Here is a 14,291-nt window from a genome sequence, read left to right as displayed (position 1 = left end):
CGGGGCGCCATGACGACTGCCGACTTCCGCCCCACGCATGTCGTCCCACGGGACGGGCTCGCCGCCTGGGAGGAGCCGGACGTGTCCCGGCCCACGGAACCGCTCGACCCGCTGCTTCCCGTGCAGCTGATCGGCCGGCGGGGGGAGTGGGGGCAGATCCTGTGTGCCAACGGCTGGTCGGCCTGGGTGGACGGCCGCCTGCTCGTGTCCGTACCGCAGGAGCCCCCGGCGGCGGGGCAGCCGATGGCCCGTACGGCGGACCCGCGGCCGCTGCTGGCCCGCGTCGAGGAGTCCGTGAGCCAGTACCGGCGAGCGGCGGAGGACCTGACCGCGGGCCGCACGGACGGCGAGGGCTTCCGCCGCCGCACGCGCGGGCTGCGCGTGGGGATGGTGGTCGACGGCGAATCGGTGTGGCTGTACGACGCGGAGCACGAGCGGTGGGTGTACTGCGACGGCACACACCTCATTACGTACGCAGCCCCGTCGTCCCCCGCCAACAGCGACAGCGACCCACCGCCCCGCGAACCCACCGAGGTCACCGCACGCCCCCCCGAACCAACCCAAGTGGTCACCCCCGCCACCCCCGACGACCCCCGCCCGTCACCACCGAACCCCAACCGCACCACCACCCCACCCCCGGAACCGACCCAAGTGGTCACCCCCGCCACCCCCAACGACGCCCGCCCGTCACCACCGAACCCCACGCGTGCCGCCGCCCCGCCGACGGCCGGCCCCGAGGGTCGGCCCGGCGACAGCCGGGCCCCGGATCCGGCCCCGCCAGAGCCCACGCGAATCGTCGACCCCGGTAACGGGCAGGCGGGCGACGGGCGAGCGTCCGAACTCAACCCGCCGACCGGCCCCACCACCGGCCCGAACCGCTCGCCCGGCAGCAGCAGCGCCGCCCAGCCGGAGCCCACGCGGGTTACCGGCGGCGGAGCGGGGCCGCCGGACGATGCCGGGGGCGACGGCGACAGCCGTGGCCGCGAGGCCACGCGGGTCGTGAAGCCGCCCGGCGACGCGCCCGCCCCGCATCCGCCCACCCGGCCCGGTGACGGGTAATGGCACGCGCCCCCCACCAGTCCGGCCTGGCCGGAAGGCCGTCCGAACTGCTCGGAACGCAGATCGCCGGCTACCTCGTGGAGAGCGAAATCGGCCGCGGCGGCATGGCCGTCGTCTACCGTGCCAAGGACCTGCGCCTGGACCGTACGGTCGCCCTGAAGCTGCTCGCGCCCGAACTCGCGCGCAACGACACCTTCCGCCGGCGGTTCACCCACGAGTCGCGGGTGGCCGCCGCGATCGACCATCCGCACATCGTGCCGGTCTTCGAGGCCGGCGAGACCGAGGGCGTCCTCTACATCGCCATGCGGTTCGTCGCCGGTCAGGACCTCCGTGCTCTGCTCGACCGCCAGGGCCCGCTGCCGATCGGGACGGCGTCGCGGATCGCCGCCCAGGTGGCGTCCGCGCTCGACGCCGCCCACGCCCACGACCTCGTGCACCGGGATGTGAAACCCGGCAACATCCTGGTCGCGGAGGGCACGGACAGCGACCACCCGGAACACGTGTATCTCACGGACTTCGGCCTGACGAAGAAGTCGCTGTCGCTGACCGGTTTCACCACCGTCGGCCAGTTCGTCGGCACGCTCGACTACGTGGCGCCGGAGCAGATTTCGGGACGCCCGGTGGACGGCAGATGCGATGTCTACAGCCTCGCCTGCGTCGTCCACGAAACGATGGCCGGGACACCGCCTTTCCAGCGCGACGACGACATGGCGCTGCTGTGGGCCCATCAGTTCGACCCGCCGCCACCCCTGACCGGGCAGCGTCCGGACCTCCCGGCCGCTGTCGACGGCGTACTGGCGAAGGCGCTCGCCAAGAGCCCGGACGACCGGTACGGCTCCTGCCTGCAGTTCGTGGCCGCGCTGCGCGCCGCGGCGGCCGGCATCGGACCCGAGGGCCGTCCGTCCACCCGCGCGGACCAGTACGCCGGCAGGCGGTCCGCCGCCGCCGAAGCCCCGCCCCCGCCGCCGCGCTGGGCCCTGCCGGTCTTTCCCGAGGGGTACGGCGAGTAGCCGGGCCCGCGGCGTCAGGAAGCCTCTGTCGCGACCTCGCCCCGCCGGCGGACCCGTGCCGCCGCCAGACTGCCGAGGAAGCCGGCCACCAGCCCCCACAGCACGGCCAGGCCGAGCGTCGTCCACAGGCGCGGCCGCAGCGAGACCTCCCCGCCGAGACCGCCCCCCAGGTCCAGAAGCTCGCCGATGCCCAGCAGCGACAGGCCGTAATGCGCGGAGAGGCGCGCGACCAGGCAGATCATCAGCACCGTCAGGGCCAGGGCGACGGCCATGTGTACGGCGTGCTGCCAGGGCCTCGTCCGTGCGGGTGAGCGGACGGCCATCAGGAACGCGGCGGCCGGCACCAGGACCACGGCGGCGACCAGCAGCCACCACGCCCGTCCGTCGTGCTCGGTGAGCGTGCCGAGATTGAGGGTGGAGATGTCCGGCGTACGGAGTACCTCGTCCAGAACCCGCGGCATCGGCAGCCCGAAGGGCCCGTCCACCTTCCCCTCCCAGGACCCGCCGAGACCCAGCGTGAGGGCGAGCCAGGCGAGGTTCGGCAGTCCGAGCAGGATCACGGCGAACGTCTCGGCCCGGTGGCCGTGCGTCACCACGACGACGAGCGCGAGGATCAGGCCCAGGACGACGTACGAGAGCAGCAGCACGACCATGGCGAAGGCGGCCGGGCGTACGGGCTCCTGGAAGCGCACGAGGCGGGCGGGGAGCGGGGCTCTGCGCGACACCAGGAGGGCGAGGACGAGGAGGCCCGCCAGCCAGAGCAGTCCGAAGAGCAGGGTGACGGGGATGTCGGTCCGGAACCCGACCTCCGGTGCGGCGTCGGCGATCACGTCCTCGAGGAGGCCGCCCGTCGGGTCCTGCAGCGGGATGCTGAAGGTGTGCCGCGCGAGGAGCGAGAGGACGAGGAGCGCCAGTACCCACACGGCCGCGAGCCACGCGGCCCGCCCGGCGAGTTCGCGCGTACTGGCGACGGCCCGGTGCCGCAGCGGCCGCAGGAAGAGCGTGGCGATCACCAGAGCCCCGGCGAGGCTCACGGAGAGCGGCAGCACCGACAGATCGGCCCGTGTTTCCGCGAAGGCTCCCGCGTCGCCGGAGATGTCGACGGAGCCGCCGGCCGCCATCACGACGACGGCCGCGACGACGCGCGGGAAAGCGCCTCCCGGCAGGTCGGCCGCGCCCGCGGCCCACAGGCCGAGGGCCGCCGTAGCGGCCATGGCCGCCAGGCCGGCGAGCACCGCCACGAGGGCGTCACGCCAGACGTGTGCGGCGCTGGTGGCGCGGCTGTGGTCGCTGAACTCCTGCTGGCTCACGCTGCCACGCTAAGCACACGCCGGGCACTCCGCCGCTGGAGGGGGCCGACCGCGTCAGCTTGCGGGCCGTACGGGTGCGAAGCGCGCGACAAGCACGCAGGGTGGGAAGAAGTTCACGCATCGCGACCGATCCCTACGTGGGGGAGAACCGCCAGTGAGTGCCCAGCCGCCGTCGTCCGACCGCCCCAAAGGGCCCCCCTCCGGCCCGCTCTCCGGTCCTTCGCGACCGGGCGCACCACCCCCGCCCGGCACGCCTTCCGGCCCGCCGTCCGGCCCTCCGGGCGACGGCGGTACGGGCGGTCCCGGTGACGCGGGCGGACCCGGAGGCCCCGGCCGCCCCTGGTGGCGGTCCGTGCCGCGGATCGCGGCCATCGCGGCCGCCATTGTGGTCGCGGTGGTGCTGACCGTCGTCCTCACCCGCCCGGACGGCGGTCAGGTCGCGAGCGGCGAGGTGTTCCTGGAGCCCGCCGCCTCGTCCGGGCCCGATCCGTACACCGAGTCGACGGCGCGGAACACCTCCGCGGCGACGGCGTCACCGACCACACCGCCGGGCGTGCAGCCGGGTGTGTCCCCGACCCGGACCAACGTCACCCGTGCGGTGGACGGTTCGGCCCCGGGTCTGTACGGCGGGACCCGGAACGTCGCCAGTTGCAACGTGGAGAAGCAGATCTCCGCGCTCACCTCCCAGCAGGACAAGAACGCGGCGTTCGCCTCCGTCCTGGACGTCGATCCCACCGGCGTACCCGCGTATCTGCGGTCGCTGACACCCGTGCAGCTCCGGATGGACACCCGGGTCACCAACCACGGCTACCGCAACGGCGCTCCCACGCCCTACCAGGCCGTACTGCAGGCCGGCACCGCGGTCCTCGTCGACGACCGGGGCGTACCGCGGGTGCGCTGTGCGTGCGGCAATCCGCTGCGCCCGCCGGTCGCCATCCAGGGCACGCCCAAGCGGGCGGGCACATCGTGGCCCGGGTACCGGCCCACGGACGTGGTGACGGTGGCGCCCGCGGACAAGCCGGTGAAGGAATTCATCGTGTACGACCCGGAGAACGAGGACTGGTTCACCCGCGACAGGGGCGACACGGGCGACGGCGACGAGCAGACCACGCCGCCCACCACGACGGACACGACTTCCCCACCGCGGTCCCCGGACGAGTCGCCGTTGACGCCGGCGTCGCCCGAATCGCCGTTGCCGGAGTCCCCCGCCTCGGAGCCGGCGTCGCCCGAGACCGACCCTGAGTCCCCGGCCCCGGACTCCCCCGCGCCGGCGTCCCCGGTGACGCCGCTGCCGCCCGCTCCCGACACTCCGGTCTCCGACCCGCCGAACGGGTGAAGTTGACGTCGCATCAGCCTCTGGGCGCGCATCGGCGTCGCGCGACTGGTTTGCTGCCGGGCAGGGGGCCGGCGGGCCGCCACACGCGAATTTCAACCGGAGGAACGTCGTAATGACGACGATGAACACCGCAGGATCGGCCGGACCGGAACCGGAGAGCTACGAGGACGAGCTTCCGGTCCACCCTCACCGGCGGGGCAGCGTCGTCATCAAGTGGCTGACCACCACCGACCACAAGACGATCGGTTCGCTCTACCTGACCACGTCGTTCATGTTCTTCGTCATCGGCGGCGTGATGGCGCTCTTCATGCGCGCCGAGCTCGCCCGGCCGGGCATTCAGATCATTTCGAACGAACAGTTCAACCAGGCGTTCACGATGCACGGCACGATCATGCTGCTGATGTTCGCGACGCCGCTGTTCGCCGGATTCGCCAACTGGATCATGCCGCTGCAGATCGGCGCGCCCGACGTGGCGTTCCCGCGGCTGAACATGTTCGCGTACTGGCTGTACCTCTTCGGCTCGACCATCGCGGTGGGGGGTCTGCTCACTCCGGACGGCACGCCGGACTTCGGCTGGTTCGCCTACTCCCCGCTGAACGACGCGGTTCATACGCCGGGTGTCGGCGCCGACATGTGGATCATGGGTCTGGCCTTCTCCGGCTTCGGCACGATCCTCGGCTCTGTCAACTTCATCACCACGATCATCTGCATGCGCGCACCCGGCATGACGATGTTCCGGATGCCGATCTTCACCTGGAACATCCTGCTGACCGCGGTACTGGTGCTGCTCGCCTTCCCGGTGCTCGCGGCGGCGCTCCTCGCCCTGGAGGCGGACCGCAAGTTCGGTGCGCAGATCTTTTCCCCGGCCAACGGCGGATCGCTGCTGTGGCAGCACCTGTTCTGGTTCTTCGGGCACCCGGAGGTGTACATCATCGCGCTGCCGTTCTTCGGCATCGTCACCGAGATCATCCCAGTCTTCAGCCGCAAGCCGATCTTCGGTTACATCGGTCTGGTGGGCGCGACGATCGCGATCGCCGGTCTCTCGGCGACCGTGTGGGCGCACCACATGTTCCCGACCGGCGCCGTGCTGTTGCCGTTCTTCTCGTTCATGACGTTCCTGATCGCCGTGCCGACCGGGGTGAAGTTCTTCAACTGGATCGGCACGATGTGGAAGGGCTCGCTCAGTTTCGAGACGCCGATGCTGTGGGCGACCGGCTTCCTGGTCACGTTCCTCTTCGGCGGTCTGACCGGCATCATCCTGGCCTCGCCGCCGCTGGACTTCCATGTTACCGACACGTACTTCGTCGTCGCGCACTTCCACTACGTCGTGTTCGGCACCGTGGTCTTCGCGATGTTCGCGGGCTTCCACTTCTGGTGGCCGAAGTTCACCGGCAAGCTGCTGGACGAGCGGCTTGGCAAGATCACCTTCTGGACGCTGTTCGTGGGCTTCCACGGCACGTTCCTGGTGCAGCACTGGCTCGGCGCCGAGGGCATGCCGCGCCGGTACGCCGACTACCTAGCCGCCGACGGCTTCACCGCACTGAACACGGTCTCGTCGATCAGCTCGTTCCTGCTGGGCATGTCGCTGCTTCCGTTCTTCTACAACGTCTGGAAGACCGCGAAGTACGGCGAGCCGGTGAAGGTCGACGACCCCTGGGGTTACGGCCGCTCACTGGAGTGGGCCACCTCCTGCCCGCCGCCCCGCCACAATTTCGTCACCCTCCCCCGGATCCGTTCCGAGTCCCCCGCCTTCGACCTGCACCACCCGCTGATCGCCGCCCTCGACCAGGCGCACAACCGCCCCGACGCTTCCGCGACGGTGGCTCCGGGAGACAAGCAGTAGGACACCGCCCGGAATGGGCAGGGAGGAGCGAGCGTGGAGCCCGAGATGGAGAGCGACCGCGGTCTGGCCCAGTTGGAGGGCTATCTCCTGTGGAGTGCCGAGGTGGCGGATGCGCGCCGCCATGCCGGCCGGTTCACCGAGCAGCTGCCGTGGCTGACCACCGCGCAGCGCGAGGACGTGGAGCGCGTCTACACGGCCGAGCGGCTCGCCGCCTCGCGCGCCATGCTGGTGCGCGTGTCGGCCCGCGCCACAACACTGCGCGGGGAGTACACCGAGCGCTACCGGCAGCTCAGGGCGCGTTGCGTGGCGGTGGCCGTCGTGTGCGCCGGCGCGGCGAGCGGGGCGTGCGCCGCGCTCACTCTGCTCGTCCGGTAACACCCCGCCCGGCCGCGCGTTGGTGAGGACCGGCGGTGGCGCGAGGGTACGTGAGCAGGGCTGCCGGGCCGTCCGTTTCACCCGTTCTGTTCTGGGGACCCGAAGGAGGTCCGCCTGGTTCGGGAGCACGGCAACGACGAGCAAGGTCACGGAGTGCCTCATGAACGAGACAACAGGGCTGCGGGTGGTCGTCACGGGCGCCACCGGAAACGTCGGCACGAGTGTGGTGCGCGCACTCTCGGAGGATCCACAGGTCGGCTCCGTCCTCGGCCTCGCGCGCAGGGTCCCCGACCTGACCTTCCCGCGGACCGAATGGGCCGCTGTGGACCTGGGCGAGGAGGAGAACGGTGACGGGCTCGCCGGTTACTTCGCCGGCGCCGACGCCGTGGTCCACCTCGCCTGGCGCTTCCAGCCGACCCACGACCCGGTGGTCACCTGGCAGACGAACGTCCTCGGCTCCCTCAGGGTCTTCAAGGCGGTCGCGGTCGCCGGAGTGCCCGCACTCGTCCACGCCTCGTCGGTCGGCGCGTACTCGCCGGGCCCCAAGGAGGCCCCCGGCGTCGACGAGTCCTGGCCCACCCACGGCTGGCCGGACGCCGCGTACTGCCGCGAGAAGGCCTACCTCGAACGGGTGCTGGACACCTTCGAGTACGAGCACCCGCACGTCCGCGTCGTACGCATGCGTCCGGCGTTCCTGTTCAAGGAGACGTCGGCGAGCGAGCAGCGGCGCATCTTCGCCGGACGGTTCCTGCCCGGCCCGCTGGTACGGCCGGACCTGCTGCCCTGGGTGCCGGACCTGAAGGGACTCGTCCTGCAGGCCCTGCACACCGACGACGCCGCGCAGGCCTACCGGCAGGCCGTGCTGCGCGAGGTGAGCGGCGCGTTCAACCTGGCCGCCGATCCCGTCGTCGACCCGCGGGTTCTGGGGGACCTGCTGCAGGCGAAGGTGGTGCGGGTGCCCACGGGAGTGGTCCGCGCCGCGCTGGCGGCGGCCTGGACCGCGCACCTCGTCCCCGCGTCGCCGCACCTGTTCGACGCGGTGCTGCGGCTGCCCGTGCTGGACTCGTCCCGCGCGCACCGGGAACTCGACTGGCAGCCGCTGCGTACGTCCACCGACGCGATCCGGGAGTTCCTGGACGGCGTACGCAAGGGCAGCGGCGAACAGACGGCGCCGCTCGCGGGCCGCAAGGTGAGCTAGTCGGCCGGGCGAGGCCCGGTCCTCGCCACACGCCTCGCAAGAAAGCGACTAAACGCCCATTTGGGTAAGATATCGGCAGGACGCTCGTACGACGGTTCCCCCAGCGCGTCGAAGGAGCCTCATGTCCAGCCGACTGCGTACCCGTGAACCCGAATCCGAATCCGAATCCACCGCCCCCGGCTCACGACCACCGGGACTGGCCGGTTTTCCGGACATCCCGGATCCACGCACCCTCTGCACGCTGGACGCCCGCACCCTCTCCGACTCACTGTTCGAGCGCCTGGCGTCACTGAAGGAGGGAACGCCCGAGTACGCGTACGTGCGCAACACCTTGGTGGAGATCAACCTCAGCCTGGTGAAGTACGCCGCCTCACGGTTTCGCAACCGGAACCAGCCCATGGAAGACGTCGTCCAGGTGGGCACCATCGGGCTGATCAAGGCCATCGACCGTTTCGACGTCGGGCGCGCGGTGGAGTTCCCGTCCTTCGCGCTGCCGACGATCGAGGGCGAGATCAAACGCTTCTTCCGCGACAACAGCTGGGACGTCCGCGTACCGCGCCGGCTCCAGGAGCTGCGGATCGACATCGCCCGGGCGTCCGACATCCTGGAGCAGGGTCTGGGCCGGGAGCCGACAGCGGCCGAGCTGGCGGCCCATCTGGGCGTGGACGAGGCCGAGGTCCGGGAGGGCCGGCGGGCCGCGAACGGTTACAACGCCCGGTCCCTCGACGTGGTCTTCGAGGACGCGCCCGCGGGCTTCGCGCAGTGCTGCCTCGGCCAGGAGGTCCGCGCGTACGACACCGTCGAGTGCGTCGTGGCGCTGAAACCGCTGGTGACCGGCCTTGCGGAGCGGGACCGGATGATCCTCACCATGCGGTTCGTGGAGGAACTGACCCAGCGGGAGATCGGCGAGCGGATGGGCATCTCGCAGATGCAGGTGTCCCGGCTCCTCACGCGCATCCTGACGACGCTGCGCGAGGCGCTCCTGGCGGAGGACGACGGCCTGGCCGCTAGGCCCCCCGTTGCCGGGAGCCGCGCGGCGCCGCCACCTCCACCCACACCGTCTTGCCGCTTCCCCGCGGCAGAGAGCCCCAGCTCCGGGCAAGGCGCCGCAGCACGGTCAGGCCGTGCCCGCCGGGGGCGGCCACACCGGACGGCCGGGGCGACGGATGCACCGGGCTGCCGTCGGTGACCTCGATGCGCAGCCGGGCGGCTGTGCAGTTCAGTACGAACTCCCGAGGCCCACCGGCGTGCAAACAGGCGTTGGTGACCACCTCGGACACGAGCAGCAGCACATCGTCGACGACCGCCTGCTCCTCTTCGCCGGCAGCCGGGATCCACTGCCAGTCGGCCAGGGCCTCCCGGCTGAAGTCCCGGCAGCGCCCCACCACGTCCTCGGTGCCGCACAGGGTCAGCCGACGGGTCTGCCCGCGCGACTGGAGGACGTCACTCAGGACCATGACGTACCCCCTCGTCTTGGTTCAGGTCTCAGGGCCCCGGAATATCAGGCCTCAAGCCCCGGAATCTCAGGCCTCAAACTTTTGAGGGCCTCTTTTGAGGGCCTTTTGTGGCTTTGGCCACCGGGTGCCCCAAAAGCGGCGCTTTACCCACTGTCCCGGTCGCCATATGCGCCGGCGTCGCTCTCCACCGGCGCGAGCTCGTACAGGAGTTGCTGCGACTCCGCGACGAGTCCCCCCAGCGACGTGGCCGTCTCGCTGTCCTGCTCCAGGAGCTGCCGCTTCAGCCGCCCGTGGGCGGCCCAGGCGGACTCCAGTGCGAGCCCGCGTTCTTCCCGCGCCCTGCGGTCCCGGCCTTCGAGGACAGCCAGATCGGCCGCGCACACGTCGCCCGCCGCCCGCAGGAGGTCCGAGAGGTGCGCCAGGGCCGCGTCGGGAAGCGGCCTCAGCGTGGGCTCGTCGCTGACCGTACTGGCGAGGGTGCGGGTGAGGGCCACGAGCGGGTCGGCGATCCGTTCCCACGCCTGGTCCCACTCGGCGGGGGGCAGCGCCGGGCCGGTACGGCGCATCCTGCGGCCCGGATTGAGGCGGTAGCTCTCGCGGGTCCACAGCCGCGCGTCGCGCAGGTCCGACAAGATGCCCGTGAGCCGCCGCGCACGGTCGTGCCAGGCCTCGGCCTGCTGGCGCCCGTACCCTTCCCGCAGACCGTCGGCAATGGCGTGCAGCAGCTCCGCGCTCTGCGCGGGCAGTCTGCGCAGCGAGTCCCGGACGCTGCGCAGGTGGACCGGCGGGAGAATCAGCGCGTTCACCGCGATGCCGATGACCGCGCCGACGGCCGACTCGAACAGCCGGTGCAGGACGTCGAGCGCCGAGTGGGACCCGTAGGCCAGTACGAACAGTGCGGTGGTCGGTGCGTACAGGCCGTGCTCACCGAAGCGCGCGTAGTTGCCGAGCAGGACGGCGACCGGCAGCACCAGGGCCATGGCGGCCATGGTGTTGCCCGTCAGATTGGCTGCTCCCGCCGCGAGTACGGTGCCCACGGCGATCACGGCGAGCTGCTGCACCCCGGACCGCAGCGACCGGTAGACGGTGCTCTGTACGAGTACGACCGCCGTCCAGGGGGCCATCAGGGCCATGGGCGCCTTCCACCACCAGCCTGCCAGCGCCCAGGCGGCCGCCGCGGCGCCTGCCGCCTTCAGGGACTGGGTGACCACGTCGCGCTCCGGTCCGGGGCCGGCTGCCGCGCGGCGGGCGGAGCGCCCGATGGCCGACGCCTCCGAGGACAGCCACCGCCACATACGGCCGAACGCGGCGCCACCCGTGTGCGACCGGTGGTCACTCTCCATGCCTGCCACTGACGCCTCCGGAGCCGTGCCTGCCTACGACGGGGCACGCGTTCCCGTACGAGCGCCGTCCAATCACGCCCGCAGCCGGGCGACCGGACTGTCGTCGAGCCGCGCGAGCAGGTCGGCGGGGTCCCGGTAGACGGCTGCGGCCCCGGCTTCCTCCAGGTCGCGCTGGGGGATGCCGCCGCATCGCAGCGCCACAGCGAGCACGCCCGCCCGGGTGGCGGCCGCCATGTCCCACACCGTGTCGCCGACGAACACCGCGCGGTCCGCGGGCACGCCGGCCAGTTCCAGTGCCCGCTCGACCGGCTCGGGAGCCGGCTTGCCCTCGTCGACGTCCTCGGAACTCGCGGTGGCGGTGATCGCGTCGTCGGCGTCGATGGCACGGCGCAGCGCGTCGAGTTCCCCGCCGCTCGCCGAGGTGGCGAGGATGACGGTCCAGCCCTGCCCGGCGAGAGTGCGCAGCAGCCGGCCGGCCCGGGGCAGGGCGGACAGCCGGTCCGCGTACGTCGCGTACAGCGTCTTGTGGGCGGCGCTGATGCGGTCGTCCTGGCCGGTGTCGCGTTCTTCTCCGAGCAGATGGGCGATGAGGTCGTGGCCCGGCAGGCCGACGGCCCGGTGGATGTCGTGCATCACGACGTCGTGTCCGGCCTGGCGGAACGCCTCCCACCAGGACGTCACATGCAGATGGTTGGTGTCGACCAGTGTTCCGTCGACGTCGAAGACAGCCGCGCGGTCCATGTCGCCGTTCCTTCCTCACGGAGCAGACCAACGGGCCGCGCGGCTGGGGCCGCGCGGCCCGTTTTCCGTACCTGTCCGGTACGGGGGTTACTTGTTGGGCGACTTCTTGACCCGCTCGCCGGCCCTCGCGGCCGTTTCCTGGGCCTTGCCCCGCAGCTGGTCGCCGCGGCCTTCCGCCTGCATGGACCGGTCGTCGGCGGTCTTGCCCGCGGCTTCCTTCATCTTGCCCTTGACCTGCTTCGCCTTCGCTTTTGCCTTGCTCACGAGGGTTCCTTCCACAGCGATCAGAGGTGACTGACCTGGCTCGTCCACCTTGCGCCGGTCACCCCGTGCCTGCAATCCGGGAGCGTTCCGTCACGTTGCGCTCATTCAGCCGGACGGCTCGTCGGGGACCGGCCCCTGGCCGGTGTCGGGTGCCTGCCCGGTCTCGGGTTCGCGTGCGTCCTCAGTACGGCCGCCGGTCTCGTCCAGCGGGTCCTCGCCGTCTCCTGCCTGCTGATCGGGCAGGTCCCTCGGCAGGGGCTTGCCGGTCTCCTGCGGGTCTTCGGTCGCCGGGTCACTCATGGGTTTTGGTCCTCCTCTTCGCGGCAGAGGCAGAACGGGTGGCCCGCCGGATCGGCGTACACCCGAAAGCCCCGCTTCCCGTCGTTGTCGTCCACGTCGAGCGGGGTGGCGCCGAGTGCGAGCACCTGCGCCTGCGCCGCCTCGATGTCCGGTACGTCGAAGTCCAGATGCATCTGCTGCGAGTTCTCGTCGGCCCGTGGCCAGTCCGGCGGCCGGAAACCCGGCGCACGCTGGAAGGCGATACGGGCGCCGCCCGGTACGTGCAGCTCGTACCAGTCCTCGTTGTCGTTCTTCACCTCGCCGCCCAGCACCGCGGCGTAGAAACCGGCGAGTGCCTGCGGATCCGGACAGTCCACGGCCACGAGGCAGTACTTCGCGATGGCCATACCGGTCTCCTCGCTCTTGCTCTGGCGTGCGTCCCACCCCAGTACCCCTCCAGGACCGGCTGAACCGAAACGCGCAAAGGGGAACATTTTGATAGGAAGAGGTACGAGGCGAGACCTTCGGACCGAAAGGCGCGACGGAGTGGAGCCAACCAGCCAGCAGGAGACCGCGCACAGCTCTGTCCTCACCCTTCACGTCAACGGCACCCCGCACACGCTGACGCTCGACCACCGCACCACGCTCCTGGACGCGCTGCGTGAGCAGGTGGGCCTCACGGGTGCGAAAAAAGGGTGTGACCACGGCCAGTGCGGTGCCTGCACCGTGCTCGTCGACGGCCGGCGCGCCAACAGCTGCCTGCTGCTCGCCGCCGCCCACAACGGCGCGCACGTCACCACCGTCGAAGGCCTCGCCGACGGCGAGCGGCTTCATCCGGTCCAGCAGGCGTTCGTCGCGCGGGACGCCCTGCAGTGCGGCTACTGCACGCCGGGGCAGATCTGTTCCGCCGTCGGGATGCTGGCCGAAGCCGCCGAGGGGCACCCCTCGTACGTCACGCCCCCCGAGCACCCTCCCGGCGCTCCCGCCGCCCTCACCGCGCACGAGATCCGGGAGCGCATGAGCGGCAACCTCTGCCGCTGCGGCGCGTATCCGAACATCGTGGACGCGATCGGGGAGGTGGCGACGTGAAGCCGTTCGCGTACTTCCGTGCCGAGAGCGCCGACGAGGCGATCGGCGCCTTCGCCGGCCATCCGAGGGCGCAATACCTCGGCGGCGGCACCAACCTCGTCGACCTGATGAAACTGGGGGTCGCGGCGCCGGACTTCCTCATCGATGTCAGCCGGCTGCCGCTGGACGGGATCGACGAGACGCCCGACGGCGGGCTGCACATCGGCGCGACCGTACGCAACAGCGATCTGGCCGCCCATCCGGCGGTGCGCACGCGCTACGCCGCCTTGTCGCAGGCCCTGCTCTCCGGCGCCTCGGGGCAGTTGCGCAACACCGCCACGACCGGCGGAAACCTGCTCCAGCGCACCCGCTGCACGTACTTCCAGGACGTCTCGAAGCCCTGCAACAAGCGCGAGCCCGGCACCGGCTGCCCCGCCCGCGAAGGCGTTCACCGTGATCTCGCGGTGCTCGGCCACTCGGCGCACTGCGTCGCCACCCATCCCTCCGACATGGCTGTCGCACTGGCCGCTCTCGACGCCGCCGTCCACCTGCACGGCCCGCAGGGCGCCCGCACCGTCGCGGTCACCGACTTCCACCGGCTGCCCGGCGACCGTCCCGATCAGGACACCGTCATCCGTCCGGGCGAGCTGATCACCGGCGTGACCCTCCCGCCCGCCCTGCCCGGCACCCGGTGCGGCTACCGCAAGGCCCGCGACCGCGCCTCGTACGCCTTCGCGCTCGCCTCTGTCGCCGCCGTCCTGCGCGTCGAGGGCGGCGTGGTCCGGGACGCCGCACTCGCCTTCGGCGGGCTCGCCCACGTGCCCTGGCGTGCCCGCGCGGCCGAGGAGGTGCTGCGCGGGGCGCCCGCCACCGAGGAGACGTACGCCCGCGCGGCCGACGCCGAGCTTGCCGCGGCCGAGCCGCTGCGTGACAACGGCTTCAAAGTGCCGCTCGCCCGGAACCTCGCCATCAGCGTGCTGGCCGAGCTCGCTTCCCGTACCTGAGGAC

Annotated in this window: 15 protein-coding genes and 1 pseudogene; 9 read left to right on the top strand and 7 right to left on the bottom strand. The window is 71.6% G+C overall.

Translation table 11 applies throughout. The annotated features are described in order from the left end of the window. Nucleotides 1–9: 9 nt before the first annotated feature. Entirely contained in the window at nucleotides 10–1,059 is a 1,050-nt protein-coding gene (locus tag G412_RS41715; RefSeq protein ID WP_425274461.1) for a hypothetical protein, read from the top strand. Next, on the top strand, nucleotides 1,059–2,069 hold the full coding sequence (locus G412_RS0110730) for a serine/threonine-protein kinase (protein ID WP_028812101.1): 1,011 nt from the start codon (nucleotides 1,059–1,061) through the stop codon (nucleotides 2,067–2,069). The genes G412_RS41715 and G412_RS0110730 overlap by 1 nt, the downstream gene beginning before the upstream one ends. Before the next feature lie 14 nt (nucleotides 2,070–2,083). Here the strand turns inward: G412_RS0110730 and G412_RS0110725 are convergent, their stop codons facing one another. Further along, nucleotides 2,084–3,379 carry a streptophobe family protein gene (locus tag G412_RS0110725; RefSeq protein WP_028812100.1) on the bottom strand — a complete coding sequence of 432 codons (1,296 nt, stop codon included), beginning with the start codon at nucleotides 3,377–3,379 and terminating at the stop codon, nucleotides 2,084–2,086. 154 nt (nucleotides 3,380–3,533) lie between these two features. Here G412_RS0110725 and G412_RS0110720 point away from each other — a divergent pair, with 154 nt between their 5' ends. The 5 genes and pseudogenes from G412_RS0110720 to G412_RS33925 form a co-directional block, all read left to right on the top strand. Further along, nucleotides 3,534–4,715 carry a DUF6777 domain-containing protein gene (locus tag G412_RS0110720; protein WP_078606904.1) on the top strand — a complete coding sequence of 394 codons (1,182 nt, stop codon included), beginning with the start codon at nucleotides 3,534–3,536 and terminating at the stop codon, nucleotides 4,713–4,715. 112 nt (nucleotides 4,716–4,827) lie between these two features. Then, nucleotides 4,828–6,558 carry an aa3-type cytochrome oxidase subunit I gene (gene ctaD / locus G412_RS0110715; protein ID WP_028812098.1) on the top strand — a complete coding sequence of 577 codons (1,731 nt, stop codon included), beginning with the start codon at nucleotides 4,828–4,830 and terminating at the stop codon, nucleotides 6,556–6,558. A gap of 33 nt (nucleotides 6,559–6,591) precedes the next feature. Beyond that, on the top strand, nucleotides 6,592–6,933 hold the full coding sequence (locus G412_RS0110710; protein WP_028812097.1) for a hypothetical protein: 342 nt from the start codon (nucleotides 6,592–6,594) through the stop codon (nucleotides 6,931–6,933). A gap of 160 nt (nucleotides 6,934–7,093) precedes the next feature. Continuing rightward, nucleotides 7,094–8,131, top strand: coding sequence for an NAD-dependent epimerase/dehydratase family protein (locus G412_RS0110705; protein ID WP_028812096.1), 1,038 nt, complete (start codon nucleotides 7,094–7,096; stop codon nucleotides 8,129–8,131). A 121-nt stretch (nucleotides 8,132–8,252) separates the two neighbouring features. Continuing rightward, a pseudogene (locus G412_RS33925) lies at nucleotides 8,253–9,125 on the top strand (SigB/SigF/SigG family RNA polymerase sigma factor); the annotation flags it as partial. A gap of 13 nt (nucleotides 9,126–9,138) precedes the next feature. Here the strand turns inward: G412_RS33925 and G412_RS39030 are convergent. The 6 genes from G412_RS39030 to G412_RS0110675 all read right to left on the bottom strand — a co-directional run bounded on the left by G412_RS39030 (nucleotide 9,139) and on the right by G412_RS0110675 (nucleotide 12,622). Further along, nucleotides 9,139–9,588: an ATP-binding protein gene (locus G412_RS39030; protein ID WP_208857856.1), complete on the bottom strand. Its 450-nt coding sequence runs from the start codon at nucleotides 9,586–9,588 to the stop codon at nucleotides 9,139–9,141. Between the two features lie 143 nt (nucleotides 9,589–9,731). Beyond that, nucleotides 9,732–10,931 (bottom strand): FUSC family protein, encoded by a 1,200-nt coding sequence (locus G412_RS33920; protein WP_244282911.1) that lies wholly within the window; start codon nucleotides 10,929–10,931, stop codon nucleotides 9,732–9,734. Between the two features lie 72 nt (nucleotides 10,932–11,003). Further along, nucleotides 11,004–11,672, bottom strand: coding sequence for an HAD family hydrolase (locus G412_RS0110690; RefSeq protein ID WP_028812095.1), 669 nt, complete (start codon nucleotides 11,670–11,672; stop codon nucleotides 11,004–11,006). A gap of 87 nt (nucleotides 11,673–11,759) precedes the next feature. Further along, complete coding sequence (locus G412_RS37895) at nucleotides 11,760–11,936, bottom strand: CsbD family protein (protein ID WP_078606902.1); 177 nt, start codon at nucleotides 11,934–11,936, stop codon at nucleotides 11,760–11,762. Between the two features lie 105 nt (nucleotides 11,937–12,041). Continuing rightward, complete coding sequence (locus tag G412_RS0110680) at nucleotides 12,042–12,236, bottom strand: hypothetical protein (RefSeq protein ID WP_028812094.1); 195 nt, start codon at nucleotides 12,234–12,236, stop codon at nucleotides 12,042–12,044. Next, nucleotides 12,233–12,622 (bottom strand): VOC family protein, encoded by a 390-nt coding sequence (locus G412_RS0110675; protein WP_028812093.1) that lies wholly within the window; start codon nucleotides 12,620–12,622, stop codon nucleotides 12,233–12,235. Before G412_RS0110675 ends, G412_RS0110680 begins: the two co-directional genes overlap by 4 nt. Before the next feature lie 139 nt (nucleotides 12,623–12,761). Here G412_RS0110675 and G412_RS0110670 point away from each other — a divergent pair, with 139 nt between their 5' ends. Both G412_RS0110670 and G412_RS0110665 read left to right on the top strand, forming a co-directional pair. Beyond that, entirely contained in the window at nucleotides 12,762–13,304 is a 543-nt protein-coding gene (locus G412_RS0110670; protein ID WP_028812092.1) for a 2Fe-2S iron-sulfur cluster-binding protein, read from the top strand. Continuing rightward, complete coding sequence (locus G412_RS0110665; protein WP_028812091.1) at nucleotides 13,301–14,287, top strand: FAD binding domain-containing protein; 987 nt, start codon at nucleotides 13,301–13,303, stop codon at nucleotides 14,285–14,287. Before G412_RS0110670 ends, G412_RS0110665 begins: the two co-directional genes overlap by 4 nt. Nucleotides 14,288–14,291 lie beyond the last annotated feature (4 nt).

It is taken from the genome of Streptomyces flavidovirens DSM 40150 (assembly GCF_000429085.1).
Classification (GTDB): Bacteria; Actinomycetota; Actinomycetes; order Streptomycetales; family Streptomycetaceae; genus Streptomyces; species Streptomyces flavidovirens.
This window is presented reverse-complemented; position numbering and strand designations above follow the sequence as displayed.